The organism is Proteobacteria bacterium CG1_02_64_396 (genome assembly GCA_001872725.1).
Lineage (GTDB): Bacteria > Pseudomonadota > MNWR01 > CG1-02-64-396 > CG1-02-64-396 > CG1-02-64-396.
Map to the genome: position 1 here is coordinate 1 of MNWR01000056.1, position 18,423 is coordinate 18,423.

13 protein-coding genes and 1 pseudogene are annotated in these 18,423 nt (G+C 62.6%); 3 read left to right on the forward strand and 11 right to left on the reverse strand.

Annotated elements, in window-relative coordinates; all coding sequences use genetic code 11:
* The 9 genes and pseudogenes from AUJ55_06510 to AUJ55_06550 all read right to left on the reverse strand — a co-directional run bounded on the left by AUJ55_06510 (position 1) and on the right by AUJ55_06550 (position 12,372).
* A pseudogene (locus tag AUJ55_06510) lies at positions 1 to 316 on the reverse strand (hypothetical protein).
* Entirely contained in the window at positions 316 to 1,008 is a 693-nt protein-coding gene (locus tag AUJ55_06515) for a hypothetical protein (protein ID OIO57459.1), read from the reverse strand. Before AUJ55_06515 ends, AUJ55_06510 begins: the two are co-directional and overlap by 1 nt.
* Complete coding sequence (locus tag AUJ55_06520; protein ID OIO57460.1) at positions 1,005 to 1,520, reverse strand: hypothetical protein; 516 nt, start codon at positions 1,518 to 1,520, stop codon at positions 1,005 to 1,007. The genes AUJ55_06515 and AUJ55_06520 overlap by 4 nt, the downstream gene beginning before the upstream one ends.
* Positions 1,521 to 1,868: 348 nt before the next feature.
* Positions 1,869 to 4,178, reverse strand: a complete 2,310-nt coding sequence (locus tag AUJ55_06525) for a penicillin-binding protein 1C (GenBank protein ID OIO57469.1) — start codon at positions 4,176 to 4,178, stop codon at positions 1,869 to 1,871.
* A gap of 663 nt (positions 4,179 to 4,841) precedes the next feature.
* Complete coding sequence (locus tag AUJ55_06530; protein OIO57470.1) at positions 4,842 to 9,719, reverse strand: hypothetical protein; 4,878 nt, start codon at positions 9,717 to 9,719, stop codon at positions 4,842 to 4,844.
* 112 nt (positions 9,720 to 9,831) lie between these two features.
* A complete protein-coding gene (locus AUJ55_06535) occupies positions 9,832 to 10,479 on the reverse strand; it encodes a hypothetical protein (protein OIO57461.1) in 648 nt (215 codons plus the stop codon).
* Positions 10,480 to 10,618: 139 nt separating this feature from the next.
* Positions 10,619 to 10,990 carry a hypothetical protein gene (locus tag AUJ55_06540; protein ID OIO57471.1) on the reverse strand — a complete coding sequence of 124 codons (372 nt, stop codon included), beginning with the start codon at positions 10,988 to 10,990 and terminating at the stop codon, positions 10,619 to 10,621.
* Positions 10,991 to 11,278: 288 nt separating this feature from the next.
* Positions 11,279 to 11,809 carry a hypothetical protein gene (locus AUJ55_06545; protein ID OIO57462.1) on the reverse strand — a complete coding sequence of 177 codons (531 nt, stop codon included), beginning with the start codon at positions 11,807 to 11,809 and terminating at the stop codon, positions 11,279 to 11,281.
* 110 nt (positions 11,810 to 11,919) lie between these two features.
* Entirely contained in the window at positions 11,920 to 12,372 is a 453-nt protein-coding gene (locus AUJ55_06550) for a hypothetical protein (protein OIO57463.1), read from the reverse strand.
* Between the two features lie 171 nt (positions 12,373 to 12,543).
* Here AUJ55_06550 and AUJ55_06555 point away from each other — a divergent pair, with 171 nt between their 5' ends.
* Positions 12,544 to 13,251 carry a hypothetical protein gene (locus AUJ55_06555; protein ID OIO57464.1) on the forward strand — a complete coding sequence of 236 codons (708 nt, stop codon included), beginning with the start codon at positions 12,544 to 12,546 and terminating at the stop codon, positions 13,249 to 13,251.
* Between the two features lie 27 nt (positions 13,252 to 13,278).
* Here the strand turns inward: AUJ55_06555 and AUJ55_06560 are convergent, their stop codons facing one another.
* Positions 13,279 to 14,304, reverse strand: a complete 1,026-nt coding sequence (locus tag AUJ55_06560; protein ID OIO57465.1) for a hypothetical protein — start codon at positions 14,302 to 14,304, stop codon at positions 13,279 to 13,281.
* 452 nt (positions 14,305 to 14,756) lie between these two features.
* Positions 14,757 to 15,959, reverse strand: coding sequence for a hypothetical protein (locus tag AUJ55_06565; protein OIO57466.1), 1,203 nt, complete (start codon positions 15,957 to 15,959; stop codon positions 14,757 to 14,759).
* Positions 15,960 to 16,051: 92 nt separating this feature from the next.
* Between AUJ55_06565 and AUJ55_06570 the strand changes: the two genes are divergently transcribed.
* Positions 16,052 to 17,101 (forward strand): twitching motility protein PilT, encoded by a 1,050-nt coding sequence (locus AUJ55_06570; protein ID OIO57467.1) that lies wholly within the window; start codon positions 16,052 to 16,054, stop codon positions 17,099 to 17,101.
* The gene (locus AUJ55_06575) at positions 17,098 to 18,210 is read left to right on the forward strand and encodes a type IV pili twitching motility protein PilT (GenBank protein ID OIO57468.1); all 1,113 of its coding nucleotides are present in this window, start codon (positions 17,098 to 17,100) and stop codon (positions 18,208 to 18,210) included. The genes AUJ55_06570 and AUJ55_06575 overlap by 4 nt, the downstream gene beginning before the upstream one ends.
* Positions 18,211 to 18,423: the final 213 nt, after the last annotated feature.

Below are 18,423 nucleotides of genomic sequence, written 5' to 3' on the forward strand. Positions count from 1 at the left end.
AGAACAGGTCCATCAAACCCACGGCGGAACCACCCACCGCCACTAACCGTTTACAAATTTTCGCCCCCAAACTGTCCAAGGAGTGGGGTCCACCCCAGCCAATGTGAAACCAGCCCAGGATCTGCGAGATGACCCCCGGAGAATCGACGTCGGGGCCGTCGACATCGAGATCGACGCTGGGGAAAATCCGTTCGAGCAACTGCGAAAGCCCCGCCCCCAGCAGCAATCCAACCCCTTCGAGCAGGGCGAGCGCTGCCATCAGCCCCAGCGCCACCATGAAGGGGAAGTTCTGGTCGGCCCCAAGAAAAGCAAACATCACTTCTTCCCGGAATCGGCCTTCAACGCCGCCAGACGTTCTTGAATCCGGTTGTTGTGGGTCAGCGCCTCAAGCTCGGCCAACTTGGCGGCATCCCCCGCACCGGGGGTGGCCACGCCGCCACCGAGGCCGGTTTGCTTTTCCATGATGCGGTCGAAGGCCGATTCGGCCTTGGCCACCTTGTGGGCCGCCCCCGATCCCCCCGCGCTCCCCGCCGGGCCGGTGGTCGCTTGGGTGGCGCTGGATTCGCGACGCATTTCGCTCAACCGAGCCAGCTCCTCTTTCATCTCGCGCCGTTTGGCCTGAAGCGCCTGGATGTACCCCTCAAGTTCGCGCTCCTTATCGCCCGCCTCGGCAATCGCCTTTTCGAGCACCGGAATCTGCGCTTCGATGTCGAGCTGTCGGGCGATTCCCGCCTCGGCCAGATCGTCCCGTCCGGCGGCAACGGCGGTTTGGATTTGCTCGGCCAGCGCGTCGTGGCGGCGGTTTTCCTCCATCAGACGGGTATTGGCCAGATGTTTGGTCGCCGCCGCCTTGCCCATCTCGGCCCGCACCTCGTCGATGGCGCCGTCGACCTCGCGGATGACCTCTTCAAGCACCAGCTCGGGGGCTGCGTTTTCCACCGCGTCGATCAGGGCGTTGACGCTGCCGCTGACGATCCGACCCACACGACTGCTCAGGGACTCTTTCATAACGCCTCCTTGGAAGGGGATTGTTGCTGTAGGACCAACGCGATCAAACCCCGCAATCGCGCCATGCGCACCGCGACCACTTCGGGGTCATAGCAATGGCATTGGGGGGTCAGGGCCAGTTTAAAGAGGCCTTCGCTCAGGCGGAACAGGCGGTCGGCCAGCCCCCGTTCGAAGAGGGCCAAGGTATCGGGGGAGGGGGAGGAGATCCGGCCGGCCTGGGTCTGCACGAAGGCCAGACACTCGGGCAGCCAGTCGCGAATCAGGGCGACCAAATCGGAGTAGTGCTCGTGGTCGCTTTCGGCCGCTTGCAGGGCCTGAAAAACCGGGGCGAGGGTGCGGACCGATTCGCTCAACGCCTCGGCGTAGTCGACCGGCCCTTCGGCCCGCTTGCGGGTCTCTTGCAGGATGGCGCGCAGTTTTTCGCTGGGGGTGGTGGCGTTGGGCACGCGCAACCGGGCGAGAAACTCGGCCTCGTCGGGGGAGATACGAAAACTAATGGGGACCGACTTCATGACAGCCTCCTCCTTGTGACCACATCCAAATCTGTCTACAGATGCATACGAATGTAGACAGAGTTGAGGATGGATGCAAGCCTCACGGGGAGGGGGTTAGGGAAACGCCGATTAAAGGCTCCTGCCTTGAATCGGCAGCTCCGCAAAAACCAAAAGTAGGCGCCATGAAGCGGCGATGGTTTTGGCTTCGCTTGCAAAATCAGCAGAGCTTCGGCGACTTAGGTCGCCTCCTACGACAGCGCACCACGTGGCGGCCCATCCCTGGGCCGCTCGGAAGCGCGCATCAATCAGCGCTTCCTTAAGGGCCTCTCTTACCAAACCACCCCGCAACCAAAGCCGCCCCCCCACCTACCGCACCTCCACCTCGACCCGATCCACCTGCCCCCCTTGATCGACCGCCGCAATCTCGACCCGTCCCCGCAGTGTCAGATGGTGGTGCACCACCTCGCCACTCAAGGCGCGGGCAACGAAACCGCCGTGGACGTACCACGCCACCTCCCCCACCGCCCCCAACGCCTGCAAGGCAATCCGCGGCCCCTCCCCCATCCCCCCCGGCCGGTAAAACAGGCTATCGGGCTCGATGCCGACGATCTTCAAGGTGGCGGTGGGCTGCGCCAGGGCGGCGGTGCAGCGGGGGTCGAAGGGGGGGATCAATCCGGCGCGGCGCTGCCCCTTGGGTAGCCAGGGTTCGAGCACCTTGGGCCACAGCTGTACCGTGCGCGCCTGCGAGTGTTCCACCGTGCAGCCGGGATCGATCCTCAGCCCCGTATCGCTCGCCACCCGAAAGCTCAGCGCCCCACCCCGCCCCGCCTCTTGATCGGCGGGGTGCCAAGTCGGGGGGAGCGATCCGGCGATGGCCCACCCCTCGTGGCGGCGGGGACATTGCGCATCAGGGAGCCATTGGACCGGGGTGCCGCTGGGCCAGCAGATGGTCGCCCGAACCACCCCCTCGGGGCGGGGGATCGGCAACGGGTCGGGATCGAGGTGGTCGGTCACCGCAAAGAGCAGCGGGGCGGCAGCGTTGCGTCCGGTGTTGCCCGGCATTGGGGTGCCGTCGGGTCGCCCGACCCACACCCCCACAGTGTAGAGGGCTCCAACCCCGATGGCCCAGGCGTCGCGAAAGCCGTAGCTGGTCCCGGTTTTCCAGCCCCAGGCCGGTCGGGGGGCTGCCCCCACGGCGTGCGACAAGGCGCCAGGACGGGGGATCTCGGCCAGGATCTCCCGCACGATCCAGGCACTTTGGGGCGACAGCAGGCGCCGTTCGACGAAGGCGCCCGACTGCCCTGGCGTCTCGGGCTTTTCGAAGCGCAGCGGTCCGGTTGTTCCCCCTTGGGCCAGCGCCCGATAGGCTGCGACTAGATCCTCCAACCGGCACCCCGCCCCCCCCAGAATCACCGCCAAATTTGGGATTTGCCCCGGAATGTGCAGCGGCAATCCCCCGTTTTCGAGCCGGGCGGCAAACCGCTTGGGACCGAACCGTTCGAGCAAATCGACCGCCGGCAGGTTGAGGGAGCGTTGCAGGGCGCTGGCCGCCGTGACCGGACCGCTGAAGCCCTGCCCAAAGTTGTCGGGACGGTAGGCGCCCCAAATTCGGGGAACGTCGGCGAGCAACGACTGGGGATGGATCAACCCCTCGTCCAGCGCCATGGCGTAGAGAAACGGCTTGAGGGTCGAGCCGGGGGAGCGGATCGCCCGGATCATGTCGACATGGCCGAACCTCTCGGCGTCGCCGAATCCGGCGCTGCCCACGTAGGCGCGCACCTCCCCGGTGTTGTTGTCGACCACCAGCGCCGCCGCCGAGCTGTGGGGGGGCAGGGTGGCGGCATACTGGGCCACATACTCCTCCAACCCCTGTTGCAACGTGCCCTCCAGGGTGGTGCGGATAACCGCCTCTTGGGGGTGCTCGGCGATCAGGCGGCGGGCGAGCAGGGGGGCATGTTGCGGATGGCGGGGGGGGAAGGCGACAACCTGTTCCTCAAGCGCCTGGGCCACCGCCTCGGCAGTCCAATCCCCCTGGCGGGCCAGGCGACGCAGCAATTTGTCGCGGGCCTGTTGCGCCTGCTCGGGGTAGCGGTCGGGGCGGTAGTTGCTGGGGGCCTGAGGCAGCACCGCCAACAGGGCAGCCTCGGCCAGGGTCAGATCGCGGGCCGGTTTGTGCAGGTAGGTAAAACTGGCCGCCTGCACCCCCTCGATGGTGCCTCCGAAGGGGGCTAGGTTGAGGTAAAGATTGAGGATTTCTTGTTTGTTCAGGTGTGCTTCCAGTTGCAGGGTGCGGGCGATCTGAATCGCCTTGCCCCACAGGGTGCGGCTATGGGGATGGAGCAACCGGGCTACCTGCATCGACAGGGTCGAGCCCCCCGAAACCACCCGACCCGCCGCCAGGTTTTGCCCGGCAGCCCGCAGCAGCGCCAAGGGGTTGATGCCGAGGTGGTCGTAAAACCGGCGATCCTCGTACCCCAGCACCGCCTCGATGTAGTGGGGGGAGACATCGTCCAGACGCACCGGGTAGCGCCACACCCCCTGGGCATCGGCAAAGGCCCGCAAAGGGATCCCCTGCCGGTCGACCACCACCTGGGCAAACAGGGTGGAGGGGTCGGGAAGATGTAAAGGAAAGAGGCGGTCGAGCCCCACCAACGCCAACCCCAACACCAGCAGCATCCGCCAGAAGCGGCGGCGACGTTGCCAGATTTGCAGAGGCAAGGGTTGAGGCATGGGGGGCTCGGGGGTAGACAGGGGTATTGGAAGCTGTGGTGGCTCTTGATTGTGGGGGAAAATTTTGGTGCCTGAAAATAGGGGTGGCTTGGAAGGCCCCTGGTCGATTCATCGCAGCTTCGCTTCACCGTAGGGTGGATAAGCATCCATCAACAACCCGACATCGAATCGCCTTCTCAACCGACCGACCCATGAAACAAACCCGGCTTCGCGTCGGCGACAGAGGTCGCCTCCCACAGGCAAAAGCGACGGTCGGTTTTTTGGGGGGGGGTTGGTTTTGTGGGAGCGGATTTCTATCCGCGAATGAAGAGGCAACCCGACCCCCTCGACCCCCGCCCCCACCAAGTACCCCCTGGAGTGGACGCGCTGCATCGCGTCCGCTTTTTGTGCGATGGGGGAAAGCGGCCACGACGGAGCGCCCCCCTCCAAAAGGCAGGATCGACCCCCGTTGCCACAACCTGGGCCGACTGAAACAACCCGGCTTCGCTTCGGCGACAGAGGTCGCCTCCCACAAACTGGATTGAACGGTTTGGTGGTGCGCCGTCCTTGGGGCGATGGGTTGAACATTCGGTGGATGCGCTGCGCTTATCCACCCTACAACACCACCCTTCACCCCCCTCGATCCACCACCTCAATCGGCTTCATGCTCGCCCCAACCGCCCGGATTTCGGGGCGGTACATGTCCTCTACCTGGGTGGGGGGAAGATGGTAGAGGCCGGGGGTGACGGCGCGGACGAGGTACACCAAACGGCTCTCATGCAGATCGAGGGCCGCCACGAAGCGGTCGTCGCGCAGCTCCTGATGGCGCAGCCGCTCCCCACCCAGCCAATGACGCAGCGGGCGACCCTCGATTTCGATGGCGTCCAGGTCGATGGAGGGGGTCAAGGCTAGATTTTCGAGCTCAAACCCGGCGGGCAACAGGTCGACCACCAAGGCGTCGGGCACCCGCCTTTCAGCCTTGAGTTCAAGCAGCGTCAGCAGCAGCGTCCCGACCTCGACCCGCTCCGGAGTGGTCTCTTGGCCATCTAAGGTGTACCAGCGCCGCGTCACCGAAACCCCCTGTTCCAACACCGGAGGGGGGGTGTCGGGATGGCCCGAGATCGCCAGGTTGAGGTAGAGCGGCTCTTCTCCCCGGTTGGTCGCCACCAATCCGGCTTGCAGCGCCTCCCCCCGCCACCCCAGCCGCTGGGGCACATCCCCCTGCGTCTTCTGGCTTTGCCCCCCCACCGTCACCGTCGCCGCCCACGGGGGGGCGCCCCGGCGTTGCAGGGCAATCCCCGCCTGAAAAAGGGCCGAAAGCTCTTGGGTGCTCAGCCAGCGCCGTTCGCGCAGCAGCGGCTCGATACGGGCAGCCAGATCAAGACCCCGCGCAGCGGTCTCTGGGTTGCCGAGCAGCAGCGCCGTCATCTGGGCGGCGTCGCGCAGCTTGCTGCCGTAATCGGCCATGTAGCGATCGCCCCGTTCCAGGGCCAATGCCCGATCCAACGCCGCCTCGCCCCGGGTCCGATCCCCCATGGCGATCAGCGCCAAACCCAAATGCACCAAGGGCAAACCCGATTTGGCATCCCCCGCCGTGCGGTCGTAAATCCGGCGCAGCGCCCCGAGCGTTGCCCGGTTGACCCCAGCCAGCACGTAGGCGGCGTAGCTGCGGTAGGCCAGCCGGTCGTGCTCTGGCTCCCGGGTCCAATGCTCGTCGAAGAAAGGAGAGGTGCGGTTGAGGTATTCCCCCAGCCGGTTCAGCGCCCGGTCGAGTGCCGTGGGGGGAACCGCCATCCCCAGATCGCGGGCCCCCAGCAGCGCCCCGGTGGCGTAAGGGGTCAGCCAGTACTCCTCGTCGGATTCCCGGTCCCACAAACCGAATCCCCCGCTCGGTTTCTGCATCGCCACGATCTTGTCGACCGCCGCTTGCAGCATCTCAGCCCGTTTTTGGGGATCGAGCGCCTTGATGTCGAACCGAGCCAGATCTTCAGGGGCGGCCAAAATCAGGGGGTAGGCCCGGCTGGAAACCTGCTCCAAACAGCCGTAGGGGTAGTCGATCAGCGATTCGAGCCGATCAGCCAGATCGAGATCGACGGTGGATGAAAGGGTCAGTACCCCGCGCAGGGTTTTGGGCAAAAGCCCTTTGGTCTGTTCGGGGTCGAGGGTGAAGTCCTCCCCCGGCGCCACCACCGCCCTGATCCGCTCGAACCGGGCCGGATAGGGGGGGCGGACCCCCAACCGCCATTGCCGGGCAATCGGCTGTTCGAGCCCCTCCCCCGTCACCGCCAGATTGATCGTTCCGCTCCCCGCAACCTGGAGCGCCTCCACCGCAAAACGCAGGGTTGTCTTGGCCCCGTCGGCCAGAGTCACCGTTTGAGGCTGGGCGGTCAGCGCCAGGGGGGCGGTCGCTTGCAGGTCGACCTTCAGGGTTTGGGGGGCGCCGCTGAGGTTGGTCAGGTCGAGCGCCAGGGTGGAGCGATCCCCCCCCGCCAAAAAGCGGGGCATCGCCATCTGCGCCACCACCGGGGCGGCCACGGTCAGTTCGGTCTGACCGCTGCCGAATTGGGCCGGACCAAAGGCCAGCGCCATCAAACGCAGCCGCCCGTTGAAGTCGGGGAGATCCAGCACCACCTCGGCGCTGCCGTCGGGGGCGACCGCCACCGGCCCCTGAAAGAGGGAGACGATCCGCACGTCGCTTACCGGTTGGTCCCCCCCCCGCACCGGTTCGAAAAGATCGGCGTCGCCGCCGAAGCGCAGCTTGGCTTGGTCCTCCTGGCTGACCTCAATCAACTGGTGGTAGAGGTCGCGGATTTCGACCCCGTAGCGGCGCGAGCCGAAAAAGAAGGCAAAGGGATCGGGGGTGACGAAGCGGCTGAGGTTCAGCGCCCCCACATCGACCGCAGCCAGGGTGACCATCACCCGCTCAGGCAGCCTGCCCCCTTGAACCGGGGTCACCTGCATCCGGGCGGTGAAGGGGGTGTTGGGCAGGGTTTTTTCGGGGGTTTGGAAGGCGACCTCAAGCCGCTGCCCCTGGCGATCCAAAGGCAGGTGGATCAACCCCAGGCTGCGCCGAGGGGTGATCGTGCCGCCGTCGGCGCGGCCGGGACGCAGCACCATGGCGGTGACATAGAGGTCGTGACGGTTCCAACTGGGGTCGATGGGGATTTCGACCGTCGCCCCCTCGGCGGGCAGGCTCATCCGGGCGCTCCACAGGGGCACATCCCCCTCGACCATCAGCAGCGCCTCCCCCGCCGCCGGGGGAACCACCTTCAGCCGGGCGGTATCGCCGGGGCGGTATCCCCCCCGGTCGAGCGCCAGGGTGACCTTGTCGGGCTTGGCGGCCCGTGCCCCATTTTGGGCGTTTTCCCAATCGTCGTACCAATCGCTTCCGGCGTGAAAACGCAGGCTCGTGAGCAGCCGCTGGGCCGGATCGCGTACTTCAAGGCGGTAGTGCCCCCAGGCGACCGGCATCTCGACCCGCGCCGTCCCCCCCTCGGGGATCTCCACCCGCTTTTGCACCGTCGGGATCTCCTTATCGCTCCACTCGTAATGCCAACCCCGTTCGCCGGAGTGCACCCAGAAGTAGTTGCGTTGCTCCCGAATCAGACGCACATCGATCCCCTGGGCCGCCAGTTTGTCCCCATCGGCGGTCGCCTTAACCAGCTCGAAGCCGACGGTGCCGTTCTCTTCGGGATGGCTGTCGCCAAAGTCGGGACGGACGCCGAGCAGGGCGGGGCGGGGCCAGATCAGGGCCGAATAGGGGCGGACCACCGCCCGTCCCCCCGATTCGAGCAGGGAGCCGATCACCCGCACCTCAAGGGGGGAGGTGGTCTGCCCCCAGCGAGAGGGGATCTTCATCGCCCCCGCCCCTTGGTCGTCCAGGGTCAGGTCGGGCAGCTCAAAATGTTGCAACGCGTCGTTGTCGCGGATGTCGCCAAACTCGAACCCTTTGAGCGATTCGACCGGGCTGCGCCAGTGCAGCACCTGGACCTCTCCGGTCACCCGGTTGCCCGCCGCCGGAGCCCCATAAAGGTAGGCCCCTTGCAGCGCAATGGTCAGGGTTTGATCGGCGGCAGAGACGATGGGGGCGGTTTGACCGGGGGCGAAGGTCAGGCTCATCCGCTCGGGCATAAACTCCTCGACCTTAAGCGGATAAACCACCGGCTTGGCCATCGCTCCGCTCACCACTACCTGCCATACCCCCAACGGGGCGTTGTCGGGCAGGCGCCAGTCGGCCTGGTAGTACCCCAGCTCTTGGGCCTCCCACTTGAAGCTCTTGGCGACCGCGCCGTCGGGCCGCTTCACCGCCACGTCGAGCACCTGGGGTTGCAGGGGGGCGCCGTCGCCGTCGCGCAGCAGCCCCGACAAACGGACCAACTCGCCGGGGCGGTAGAGATCGCGGGGGCCGTAGAGGAACAGCTCCATCGGCAGTTGAGGGCGACCGCCGATGTCGAACTCGGTGAGATCCAGCGCCGGTTGATTCAGCGCCACCAGCGAGGTTTGGTTGCCCTGCCGGGCGACGATCAGCTCCGCGCCACGGGGGCTGCCATCCAGGGAGAGCGCCCCCTCGGCGTTGCACACCCCGTGCATCAAGATGTTCCCCGACCGGTCGATCAGATCGACCTCCACCCCCTTGAGCGGTTGGCCGCTTTTCAACGACTGGGCCTGCACATCGAGGCGGCCGCCGGGGTAGAGCCGCACCTGCAAGCCGATGTCGGTCACGGTGAACCAGGTGACCTGTTTGTGGTTGAAGTCGCCCGGAACCCGCATCACCGCCAGGTAAACCCCCGGCGGGCTGAGGGCGTTGATCCCCTCGACATCAAGGGTGCGGGGGGTGGCCCGGTTGTGTTCGGGATTCAGGTCAAAGCGCCCCGTGTAGGCGAGTTTGCCGCTGTCGGTCAGGTGTTCGACGCTCCACAGCTCCCCGTGGCCGTCGAAGCGACGCAGCACCGTGCCGAACTTTTCGGGGGGGATGCGGAAGAAGTCGATGTCGGCCGCATCGACGTTGACGCTGACCACCGGCAGCCCCTTGCCCAACCCCGCCGCCAGAACCATCCCCCGCCCGACGAAGCTCAACGAGGGCTCCAGCGGACGGGTTTTGAGGGTTTGCACGAAGTCGCTCCCCAACCGCTTCCCCCCCTGCCCCGCCAGGGCCGCCGAGACGGTGACCCGATAGGTGGTTTCGGGCTCGATGGCGGCAAACCAAGCCGACCTCCCCCCCGCCTCGATCACCCACCCCCCATCCACCGCCGCCTGCCCCCCGGCACTGACCTGAACGAAGTGATCCAAATCGACCCCCTCGGCCAGCGGCAGCGAGAAGGTCAACGCCAGTCCCCGCCGCCCATCCTGCTCCACCTCGGAACAATCGAGCACCGCAAAGGGCTGGGTGGGATCGAACGGGGCAACCGCCTGGGCCGGTTTGTCAGATGGAGGGGGCGCGGCGTCGCCGCAGGCGATCAGGATCAGGGGAAGCAGCAGGGTCAGAAGGGTTTTGAGGGTGCGGGGGATGGGGAACATGGGGCTCCTTCCTTGGGTGGTGGCGACGCTCGATGGGGCGCTTGGAGGCCGAACCGGCTTATGGGTAGGGCCGATAAATCCGGGGACTCACCCGCTCACGCGATCAGTATCCGCTGGGCGAAAAGTGCATGAAGTCCTTCTGCAACCCCTCGATTTGCCCGCCCCATTTCAAGCCAACGTTGTCGAGGGCTCGAACGATGGGGTGATCGGGGGTGAGGCTGCCGATCTGGCCGGGATCCCACTTCCCCCCTCGGAGCAGACGGCAACCGGGGCCGAAGGTGGGGCAGTGGTCGTACAAACCATTGTGTCGTTCGTTGATGTCCAGCGCCACGCCAAAGGCATGGTTGCTGAATTGGGTGCGATTGCCCCGGTCGTCCACCGCCCCCTTGGTCATCCCCACCCGATACCCCACCACCGAATCGATCTCCGCCCCCGCCGCCAGCACCTGATTCAGTGCCGCCCAAACCTGAATCTTGATCCGCTTGCACACCCGAAAAGGGGCCAGCCCCGGAAGAGAGATTTCGATCTGATCCTCTTCACACACGGTGCAACCGGTTGCGGGGTCGATTTCGGTCGGTTGCAGCTCGGCGTAGGGGTGGCGAACCGAGTGAACATCTACCGCGCTTTTGGCGAAGGTGCTCCAACGGTAGGTGGTGTAGTGGCAACTCGGCTCGTCGGCTTGGGCGAGCCCAAGGGGGGGCGCGGCGAACAGCACGATGAGGATGAAGATGAAAACAATATTGAGGGGCATGGGTTATTTCATGGGGGTGGATTGGGTGGATTTTTTTGGGGGGATAAGCCCTAAATAAACAATATTATTGGGGCTGAAAGGTTTGATGACACCGACGCTTCCCCCCCGGTTTGTTGGGCACCTCTAAGGAAGCGCTGATTTAATAGCGCTTCCTTAGGAACCACCCATCGATCAGGGCGACGATGGCAATGCCAATGGTGTACGAGGCCATATCGATCCAGGAAAAGTGCGACCCGAGGACCAGGTGGCCAGGGGTTGTTGCCCGAATCGAGTTGATCCAAGGCGCTTGATACAACTGACTGATCTCATCGACGTACGAGATGGCGAGTGAGGACAAGACGACTTTGATGACCGATGCCGTAGGGGTGCAAATGCAAACCAGCCAATAAACCATCTGAGCCCAAAGGGCGTCGCCGGGGTATTTTTCAAGTGCCGCAGGAAACAAGGCGGGGAATTTTCTTGAGGCGAGGCCCAGTCCGATGGTGAAAAGGAGGGCGGCTCCAAGATAAATGCGGTTGCGCTGGGTATGTCTCACGGTTTTTTTGAGTGTTCGGTCTTTAGGGAAGCGCTGATTGATTGGCCCTTCCGAACGGCCTACGGATGGGCCGACAAAATCAGGAACGTAAGTGACTGATTTATGCAAGCGGAGCAAAAACCATCGCCGCCTCATGGCGCCTACTTTTGGTTTTTGCGAAGCGTGCTGATTCAAGGCAGGGTGCCTTGAATCAGCGCTTCCTTAGGGTGGCTGTCACGTTTGGGCGGTTGCAACGCCACAAAAAGCCGTGGCGGCCCGGGTTGTTCAGGGGCCGACACTGCCCGCACCTTGCGGATCGAGCAGCAACCTTAAGCCCCATTGGCTGGCGATCCAGCGGTTGGCATTGCGCTGCCCCGACAGTTGCAGTTTGAAGCAGCGGACAGGGGACGGCTCCTCGGCGACCGCCAGCCACACCGTCCCCACTGGCTTGCCGGGGGCGCCGCCGCCGGGACCGGCAATCCCAGTCACCGCCACCGCCCGATCGACCCGGCTTTTGTGTAATGCCCCCAACGCCATCGCCTCAACCACCGCCCGACTGACTGCACCGTGTTGTTCCAAAACCCGGGGCGAAACCCCCAATTCGTCACATTTGCCCTGGTTGGCGTAGACGATCCAGCCCCGATCCAATACCCGAGAGGAACCGGGCACCTCGGCCAAGCGGGCGGCGATCAATCCGGCGGTACAAGATTCGGCGGTCGCCACAGTGAGACCCTGGCCGGCCAGGGTCGCAATCACGCGGCGCTCCAAAGGGGTCACCGGATTCCCATCACCCGGCACAAAGGCCAGGTCAGGCATGAGCACCCTCGCTCCAGGGGGCGGTGAATCGAGTCCTCCAAGCCACCATTGCCCTCGAATTCCCGGCTTCCGAGTCGCCAAGAAAGCGCTCATCACCCCGTGTACATCGCTCACAACAGCCACCCCTGCCCCAGCGCCAGCCACACCAAACCCAAGGCCATTCCCCCCGCCGCCAAATCGTCGAGCATCACCCCCCAAGCCCCTGCGACATGGCGATCAAGCCACCCAACCGGCCAGGGTTTGGCGATGTCGAATAGCCGAAACAAAATGAACGCTGCCGCCAGCGCCGCCGGAGTGTGGGGCACCCCCAAGGTCGCCACTGCGATCCCGGCCCATTCGTCGATGACGATCCAGCCCGGATCGTGCAACCCCTCGCGGCGACACACCCGGTCGGTGACCCACCAGCCGAGTAGGGTGAACCCCACGATGAGTCCAACGCCGATCCACCACCCTTCGGGAAGCAGCGCCACGAAAGCCAACGCCGCCGCCGAACCCCAGGTGCCCGGCGCCTTGGGGACGAGGCCCGAGCCGAAACCGGCGGCAATCCAGCGATCCCAAATCATGGCTGCATCCCTGGATTTTTGCGCATGCGCTCCGTGGAAGTGGGATTTCTTTCACCCTGTGTGGTTGCGGAACCCTTGCCATCGTTGTTCGTCACGCTATGTTTACCTCGTGGGCCAAAATCCACGTTTTGTTGGTTTCCTGTTTAATTTTTTGATCAAGGGTGATCCTCCATGGCCATGAACCGTCCCTACTCCCGTTACGACCGACAAGCTCAAGTCCAAGTCGCCACCGCGCCCGACAGTGGCGTAGCCGGTAGCCGAGTCGACTTTTTAAAGCAGGTCTACGCCCTATTCGGCGGCTCGCTCTTGGTGGGGGCATTGGGCGCCTTTGTCGGACAAAGCTTTGCCTTTGCCTGGGAACACCCCTTTCTGATGCTGCTGTTGGAGCTCGGCGCCCTGTTCGCCGTCTTTAAAACCCGCCACAACGCGCAGTGGGCCAGCTTCGCCCTCTTCGGCTTTGCCTTCATTTCTGGGCTGACCATCGCCCCCTTGGTGGGGGTTTATGCGGCCCGCTCGGCGGCGCCGGTGGTTACCCAAGCGCTGGTGTTGTCGGGGGCGGTCTTCGGAGGATTGAGCCTGTACGCCCTGACCACCCGCAAGGATTTTTCTTTCTTGCAGGGGTTCTTGTTCGCGGGATTGATCGTCTTGATTGTGGCGGGGCTTTCGAATTTCTTCTTCCAATCGACGGTGCTGCAACTGGCCATCGCCTCGGTGGGGGTGTTGTTGTTCTCGGGGTTCATCCTTTTCGACACCCAACAGATCGCCCGGGTCTACCCCGATAACGAGGTTACGATGGCGGCACTGGCCCTCTACCTCGACTTCTTGAACCTCTTTATCAGCCTGCTGCAACTGCTGGGGTTCCTCAACAACGAGGAATAACCACCACAAGGTTGCCTCCGGTTGCCTTCAAGGCCCGCCCTCCGGCGGGCCTTTTTCTTGATCCAACACCCGCCAACTCGTCAGGGCAAAACGGTTGATTCCCCTGAGTTTCAGGCTGACCTTGACCCGAATGACTGGTCGAACGAGGGGGGGGATGGGATCCGAAACCCAAACCCCGATGTTCGGATCGTACTGCGCCGACACCGCCCCCAGCCCCGAGACGAACAGATTCACGTCACCCTCATAGCGCTCGGGATGAGCCACCCGCCCCCGCACCCGGCGGTCGTCGGGAACAATCCCCCCGGGGACGGGAACCCGATCAACGAGCGGCAACGGTTGCAGGAACAATTGCTCCTCAAACGCCTTGAGGTTCAATCCGGCAATGGCGATTCGGGGAATGAGCAGTCGGTCGACATCCGGCCCCACCACCCCCGGATCCTGGCTGAATCCCCAGCGAATCCGCTGCGCAGCAAGACCACTGAGATTGAGACTGTCGTAGCGTCCATAGGGGTAGGCCACCCCCTTGGGTTCGATGCCGTGGCGCTGAAACAATGCCGATGCCTTGTTCAGGTCGACCTCCATAGCCGTCACCTCCCCATCCCAGCCCATATGGGTGTGGCCGTGATTGAGGATCGCAATCCCCTGCGCCGCCAGACCTTCCACATCGGCCCATTCCATAAAATCGGGCCACTGCCCCTCCAACGGCTCGGTGTTCACCGCCAAGGCCCACGGAATACCGGCGCGGCGGAACAGAGGGGCGGCCACCGCGGCCACCGAGCGGTAGGGATCGTCGACGGTCACCATCACTGTGGGGACACTCGGCCAGGGGCTTTGGCCCGAAACAATGGCCTGAAACTCGGGGAGGGAAACGAAGCGGTAGCCCCCTTTTTTCAAAAGGTCCAGTTGCCCCTTGAGTTGCCCGGATGAGGTGCTGGTCGCCCCGTATTGGGGCTCGTCAAAACGGTGGTAAAGCAGAACGTGGATGGCGGGGAGCACAGGTTCGGCCCAAACCATCCCAATCCCAGCGCCCCACAAAATCACCACCACGCCCACAAGCCAGCGCAATCGACGAAAAGTGCCGTACGCCCGACAGGGCAAGGATTTGCAACGATGAAGGCTGGGTGCTAGTCTTCGCGCCCTTTGGAGAGGGCCGAAGCTTCGGTTTTCGACAAAACACAAGTAAATCAACGGTTTATCCGTTTCTTAGCGGTTTTTTGAATTTGGATTGGATGGGGAGGTACCTCATGTCTCGGCGCTGCGATCTCTGCGGAAAAGGCGTCCAAACCGGCAACAAAGTTAGCCACGCCCACAACAAGTCCCGCCGCCGGTGGGAACCCAACTTGCAGAAGGTAAAGGCTCGTTCGACTGCCGGTACCCTCAGCTTGACCGTGTGCACCCGTTGCATTCGGAGCAATCGGGTGAGTAAGGCCGCATAAGCCTTCCCCCTGATCTGCATCAAAAAACCCCGGCCCTGAGCCGGGGTTTTTTGTAACCGCCGCGTTCCCTCAACGCGACACCAGCGTCACCAGCGCCTGGGCCGCAATCCCCTCGCCCCGACCGGTAAAACCGAGCTTTTCAGTGGTGGTCGCCTTGATATTAACCGCTCCGATCTCCACGGCCAGATCCTCGGCAACGTTGCTGCGCATCGCCTCGATGTAGGGGGCGATCTTGGGACGTTGGGCAATGACGGTGGCATCGAGGTTGCCAATCCGGTATCCCCGTTCCTGTACCAATTCCATCACCCTGCGCAGCAAAACCCTGGAATCGGCCCCGGCATAGGTGGAATCGGTGTCGGGAAAATGGTGGCCAATGTCGCCCAAACCGGCCGCCCCCAGAAGAGCATCGGCAATGGCGTGCAATAATACGTCGGCATCTGAATGGCCAAGCAGCCCCCGTTCGAAGGGGATATTCACCCCCCCCAAAATCAACCTGCGCTCGGACACCAACGCATGAACGTCGAACCCCTGACCAATACGAAACGGCGCCACGCCCCCCCCCTCCCCCAGCATCTGTTCCAACCGAGCCACATCGCCCGGAAACGTCACCTTAAGTAGGTGTTCCCCCCCCTCGATCATCCGTACCACCATCCCCGCCCCCTGGGCCACCTGGGCATCGTCGGTGGCCAGGTCGGACTGCCCCCACGTTTTGTAGGCAGCGAGCAGGCCCAACAGGGGAAACATCTGAGGCGTTTGGACCCGCCACATGCCGCGACGGTCGATGGTTTCGGTCGCCACCCCATCCACATCGGTTCGCCTGAGTGTGTCGGCCACTGGGATTCCCAGCACCACCCCCGCTCCGGAGCGGCGGGATGCGAGCATCCGGTCGAGGTCGTGGTTGCTCAATCCGGGACGTGCGGCATCGTGGATCAATACCCAGTCGGTGTCGTGGGTCTCCTCATCCGCCAACAATCCCTCCAACGCATTCAACACGCTGTGAAAGCGCTCTTGCCCTCCGATGACAGGCGGTCGGCACAGCTGCTGCACATTCGGGTCGATGTAATCGCGCCAAAGGGGGGCATCGTTGATCCCGATCACCGGCAAAACCGCAGCGATGGCGTCATGGTTGCCCAGAGTTTGAAGCGAACGTTCTAAAACAGGGCGTCCAGCCAGGGAAAGGTACTGTTTGGGCAAGGGGCCACCCACCCGACTGCCGCGTCCAGCCGCCACAACTACGGCAAATACCCGACCGGAGCTTGAGTTCTTTGGCACAGGGACAACCTTTCTTCTTCATCTAAAGCGGATACCATCGCAATAGCTGCTGGGCTCGTAGGCTCAACCACTTCAACCACAAAGGGGTCCTCATGGACATTTCCGAACTCCTTGCCTTCGCCGTGAAATCCCAGGCGTCGGATTTGCACATCTCTCCTGGAGAACCGCCGATTTTACGTGTGCACGGCGATATCAAACGCATCAAGGTCCCACCGCTGACCCAGGAAGATACTCGGGCAATGATCTACGACATCATGACCGATGCCCAGCAGGCCAAATTCGAGGAGGGGTGGCAGCTCGACTTTTCGTTCCCCCTGGGCAATCTCGCCCGCTTTCGTGTCAACGCCTATTACCTTAATCGGGGTGTTGGTGCCGCTTTCCGGCAAATTCCCACCGAAATCCTGACCCTGGAGCAACTCGGGGTACCCCAGATTTTATATGACCTGTGCGAACATGAACGGGGTCTGGTCTTGGTGACCGGCCCAACCGGCTCGGGTAAATCGACCACCCTGGCCGCCATGATCGACCATATTAATAAAAACCATCAGGGTCACATCCTCACCATTGAGGATCCCATCGAGTTCGTCCACAAACCTCGCTCATGCTTGGTCACCCACCGCGAAGTCGGCGAACACACCCATTCATTCGCCGATGCGTTGAAAGCGGCTCTGCGCCAGGATCCCGACATCATTCTCGTCGGCGAAATGCGCGATCTTGAAACCATCTCTTTAGCAATCTCGGCTGCTGAAACCGGTCACTTGGTCTTCGGCACCCTACATACCAACTCAGCGGCCAAAACCATCGACCGTATCATCGACGTGTTTCCCGCCGCCGAAAAAGAGATGGTCCGGGCGATGTTGTCGGAATCGTTGCAGGGGGTGATTTCTCAGTCGCTGTGTAAAAAAGCTTCGGGGGGTCGGGTGGCAGCCCACGACATCATGATCGGGGTACCTGCGGTTCGAAACCTGATCCGCGAAAACAAAATTCCGCAGATTCTTTCGATGCAACAAACCGGTTCAAAATACGGCATGCAAACCATGGACGATTCGCTCAAAAAACTGGTTGAAAAAAAGGTAATTTTGGTCGAAGAGGCGCGTGCAAAAGCCTTCAATAAATCGCTCTTCGGCGGGGGGAACGTATGACCATACGCGACCTGCTCAAGATCATGGTCGCCCAAGGGGCATCCGACATTTACATCACGGTCGGCGCCCCTCCGACTTTTCGCATTAACGGCGTGGCCACCCCCATGGGGAAAACACCTTTGGCCCCCCCCCATACAGAACAATTGGCCAACTCGGTTTTGAACGACCGTCAGAAGGCCGAGTTTTCCGAAAAACTTGAGATGAACCTGGCCTTGTCGATCAGCGACATGGGACGTTTTCGCGTCAATATTCTGCGCCAGCAGGGTCATGTGGCGATGGTCATCCGTCGCATCAATACCACCATTTTGACCACTGAAGAGCTCGAACTACCGGCCATTCTCAACAAAATTGTGACCGCCAAAATGGGTCTGGTCTTGATGGTGGGTGCCACCGGATCGGGAAAGTCGACCTCCATGGCCGCCATGGTCGACTTCCGCAATCGCAATGTGGCCGGACACATCCTCACCATCGAGGATCCCATCGAATTTGTGCATGTCCACAAACGCTCCATTGTGACCCAACGTGAAATCGGTATGGATACCCATTCCTTTCATAACGCTTTGGTCAACGCGCTGCGTCAAGCACCTGATTGCATCTTGATCGGTGAGATTCGGGATGCCGAATTTATGGAACAGGCGCTGACATTGGCCGAAACCGGTCACCTCACCATGGCCACCCTCCATGCCAACAACGCCTATCACGCACTTGATCGGGTGGTGAACCTCTTTCCCGAGGCCAAACGGCATCAAGTATTACAGGGACTATCGTTGAACTTGGTGGCTGTCGTCAGCCAGCGCTTGATTCCGGGAGCTCAGGGGGGTCGAGCTGCTGCAGTGGAGGTCATGATCAACACACCTCGCATCAGCGAACTCATCATCGACGGCAAGCTTGGCGAGATCCGAGACACCATGGCCAAAAGTCGCGACGCAGGTTGCCAAACCTTCGATCAACACCTCTATGATCTCTTTAAGTTGGGCAAAATCACCGAAGAGACCGCCATCAAACATGCTGACTCGCTCAACGACATCAAGTTGATGATTAAAGCGGATCAATTCTCGGGCGATCCTAAAAAGGATCTGGCCAACATCAGCAAGAACTTTAAGTTATGAGCGCCTTAGCCACCTTCCAACGGATATTGTGAAGTGGACCCCAAAAACTGGACAGTAGGTTTTGTTAAGACCGAGGGGGCATGATTGGCGAGAGCGAGGAGCCAAGCGATGCCCGGAAAACACAAACGACACAGTGCGCAGTTCAAGGCGAAGGTGGCGCTGGAGGCCCTGAAGGGGGTAAAACCACAAGCGAGTTGGCTAGTGAACACCAAA

What these genes read in the sequence shown, in the direction of transcription:
- AUJ55_06555 (OIO57464.1), top strand. Translation starts at nt 12,544, where the DNA reads ATGGCCATGAACCGTCCCTACTCCCGTTACGACCGACAAGCTCAAGTC.
- AUJ55_06545 (OIO57462.1), bottom strand. Translation starts at nt 11,809, where the DNA reads ATGCCTGACCTGGCCTTTGTGCCGGGTGATGGGAATCCGGTGACCCCT.
- AUJ55_06520 (OIO57460.1), bottom strand. Translation starts at nt 1,520, where the DNA reads ATGAAGTCGGTCCCCATTAGTTTTCGTATCTCCCCCGACGAGGCCGAG.
- AUJ55_06550 (OIO57463.1), bottom strand. Translation starts at nt 12,372, where the DNA reads ATGATTTGGGATCGCTGGATTGCCGCCGGTTTCGGCTCGGGCCTCGTC.
- AUJ55_06515 (OIO57459.1), bottom strand. Translation starts at nt 1,008, where the DNA reads ATGAAAGAGTCCCTGAGCAGTCGTGTGGGTCGGATCGTCAGCGGCAGC.
- AUJ55_06575 (OIO57468.1), top strand. Translation starts at nt 17,098, where the DNA reads ATGACCATACGCGACCTGCTCAAGATCATGGTCGCCCAAGGGGCATCC.
- AUJ55_06535 (OIO57461.1), bottom strand. Translation starts at nt 10,479, where the DNA reads ATGCCCCTCAATATTGTTTTCATCTTCATCCTCATCGTGCTGTTCGCC.
- AUJ55_06570 (OIO57467.1), top strand. Translation starts at nt 16,052, where the DNA reads ATGGACATTTCCGAACTCCTTGCCTTCGCCGTGAAATCCCAGGCGTCG.
- AUJ55_06525 (OIO57469.1), bottom strand. Translation starts at nt 4,178, where the DNA reads ATGCTGCTGGTGTTGGGGTTGGCGTTGGTGGGGCTCGACCGCCTCTTT.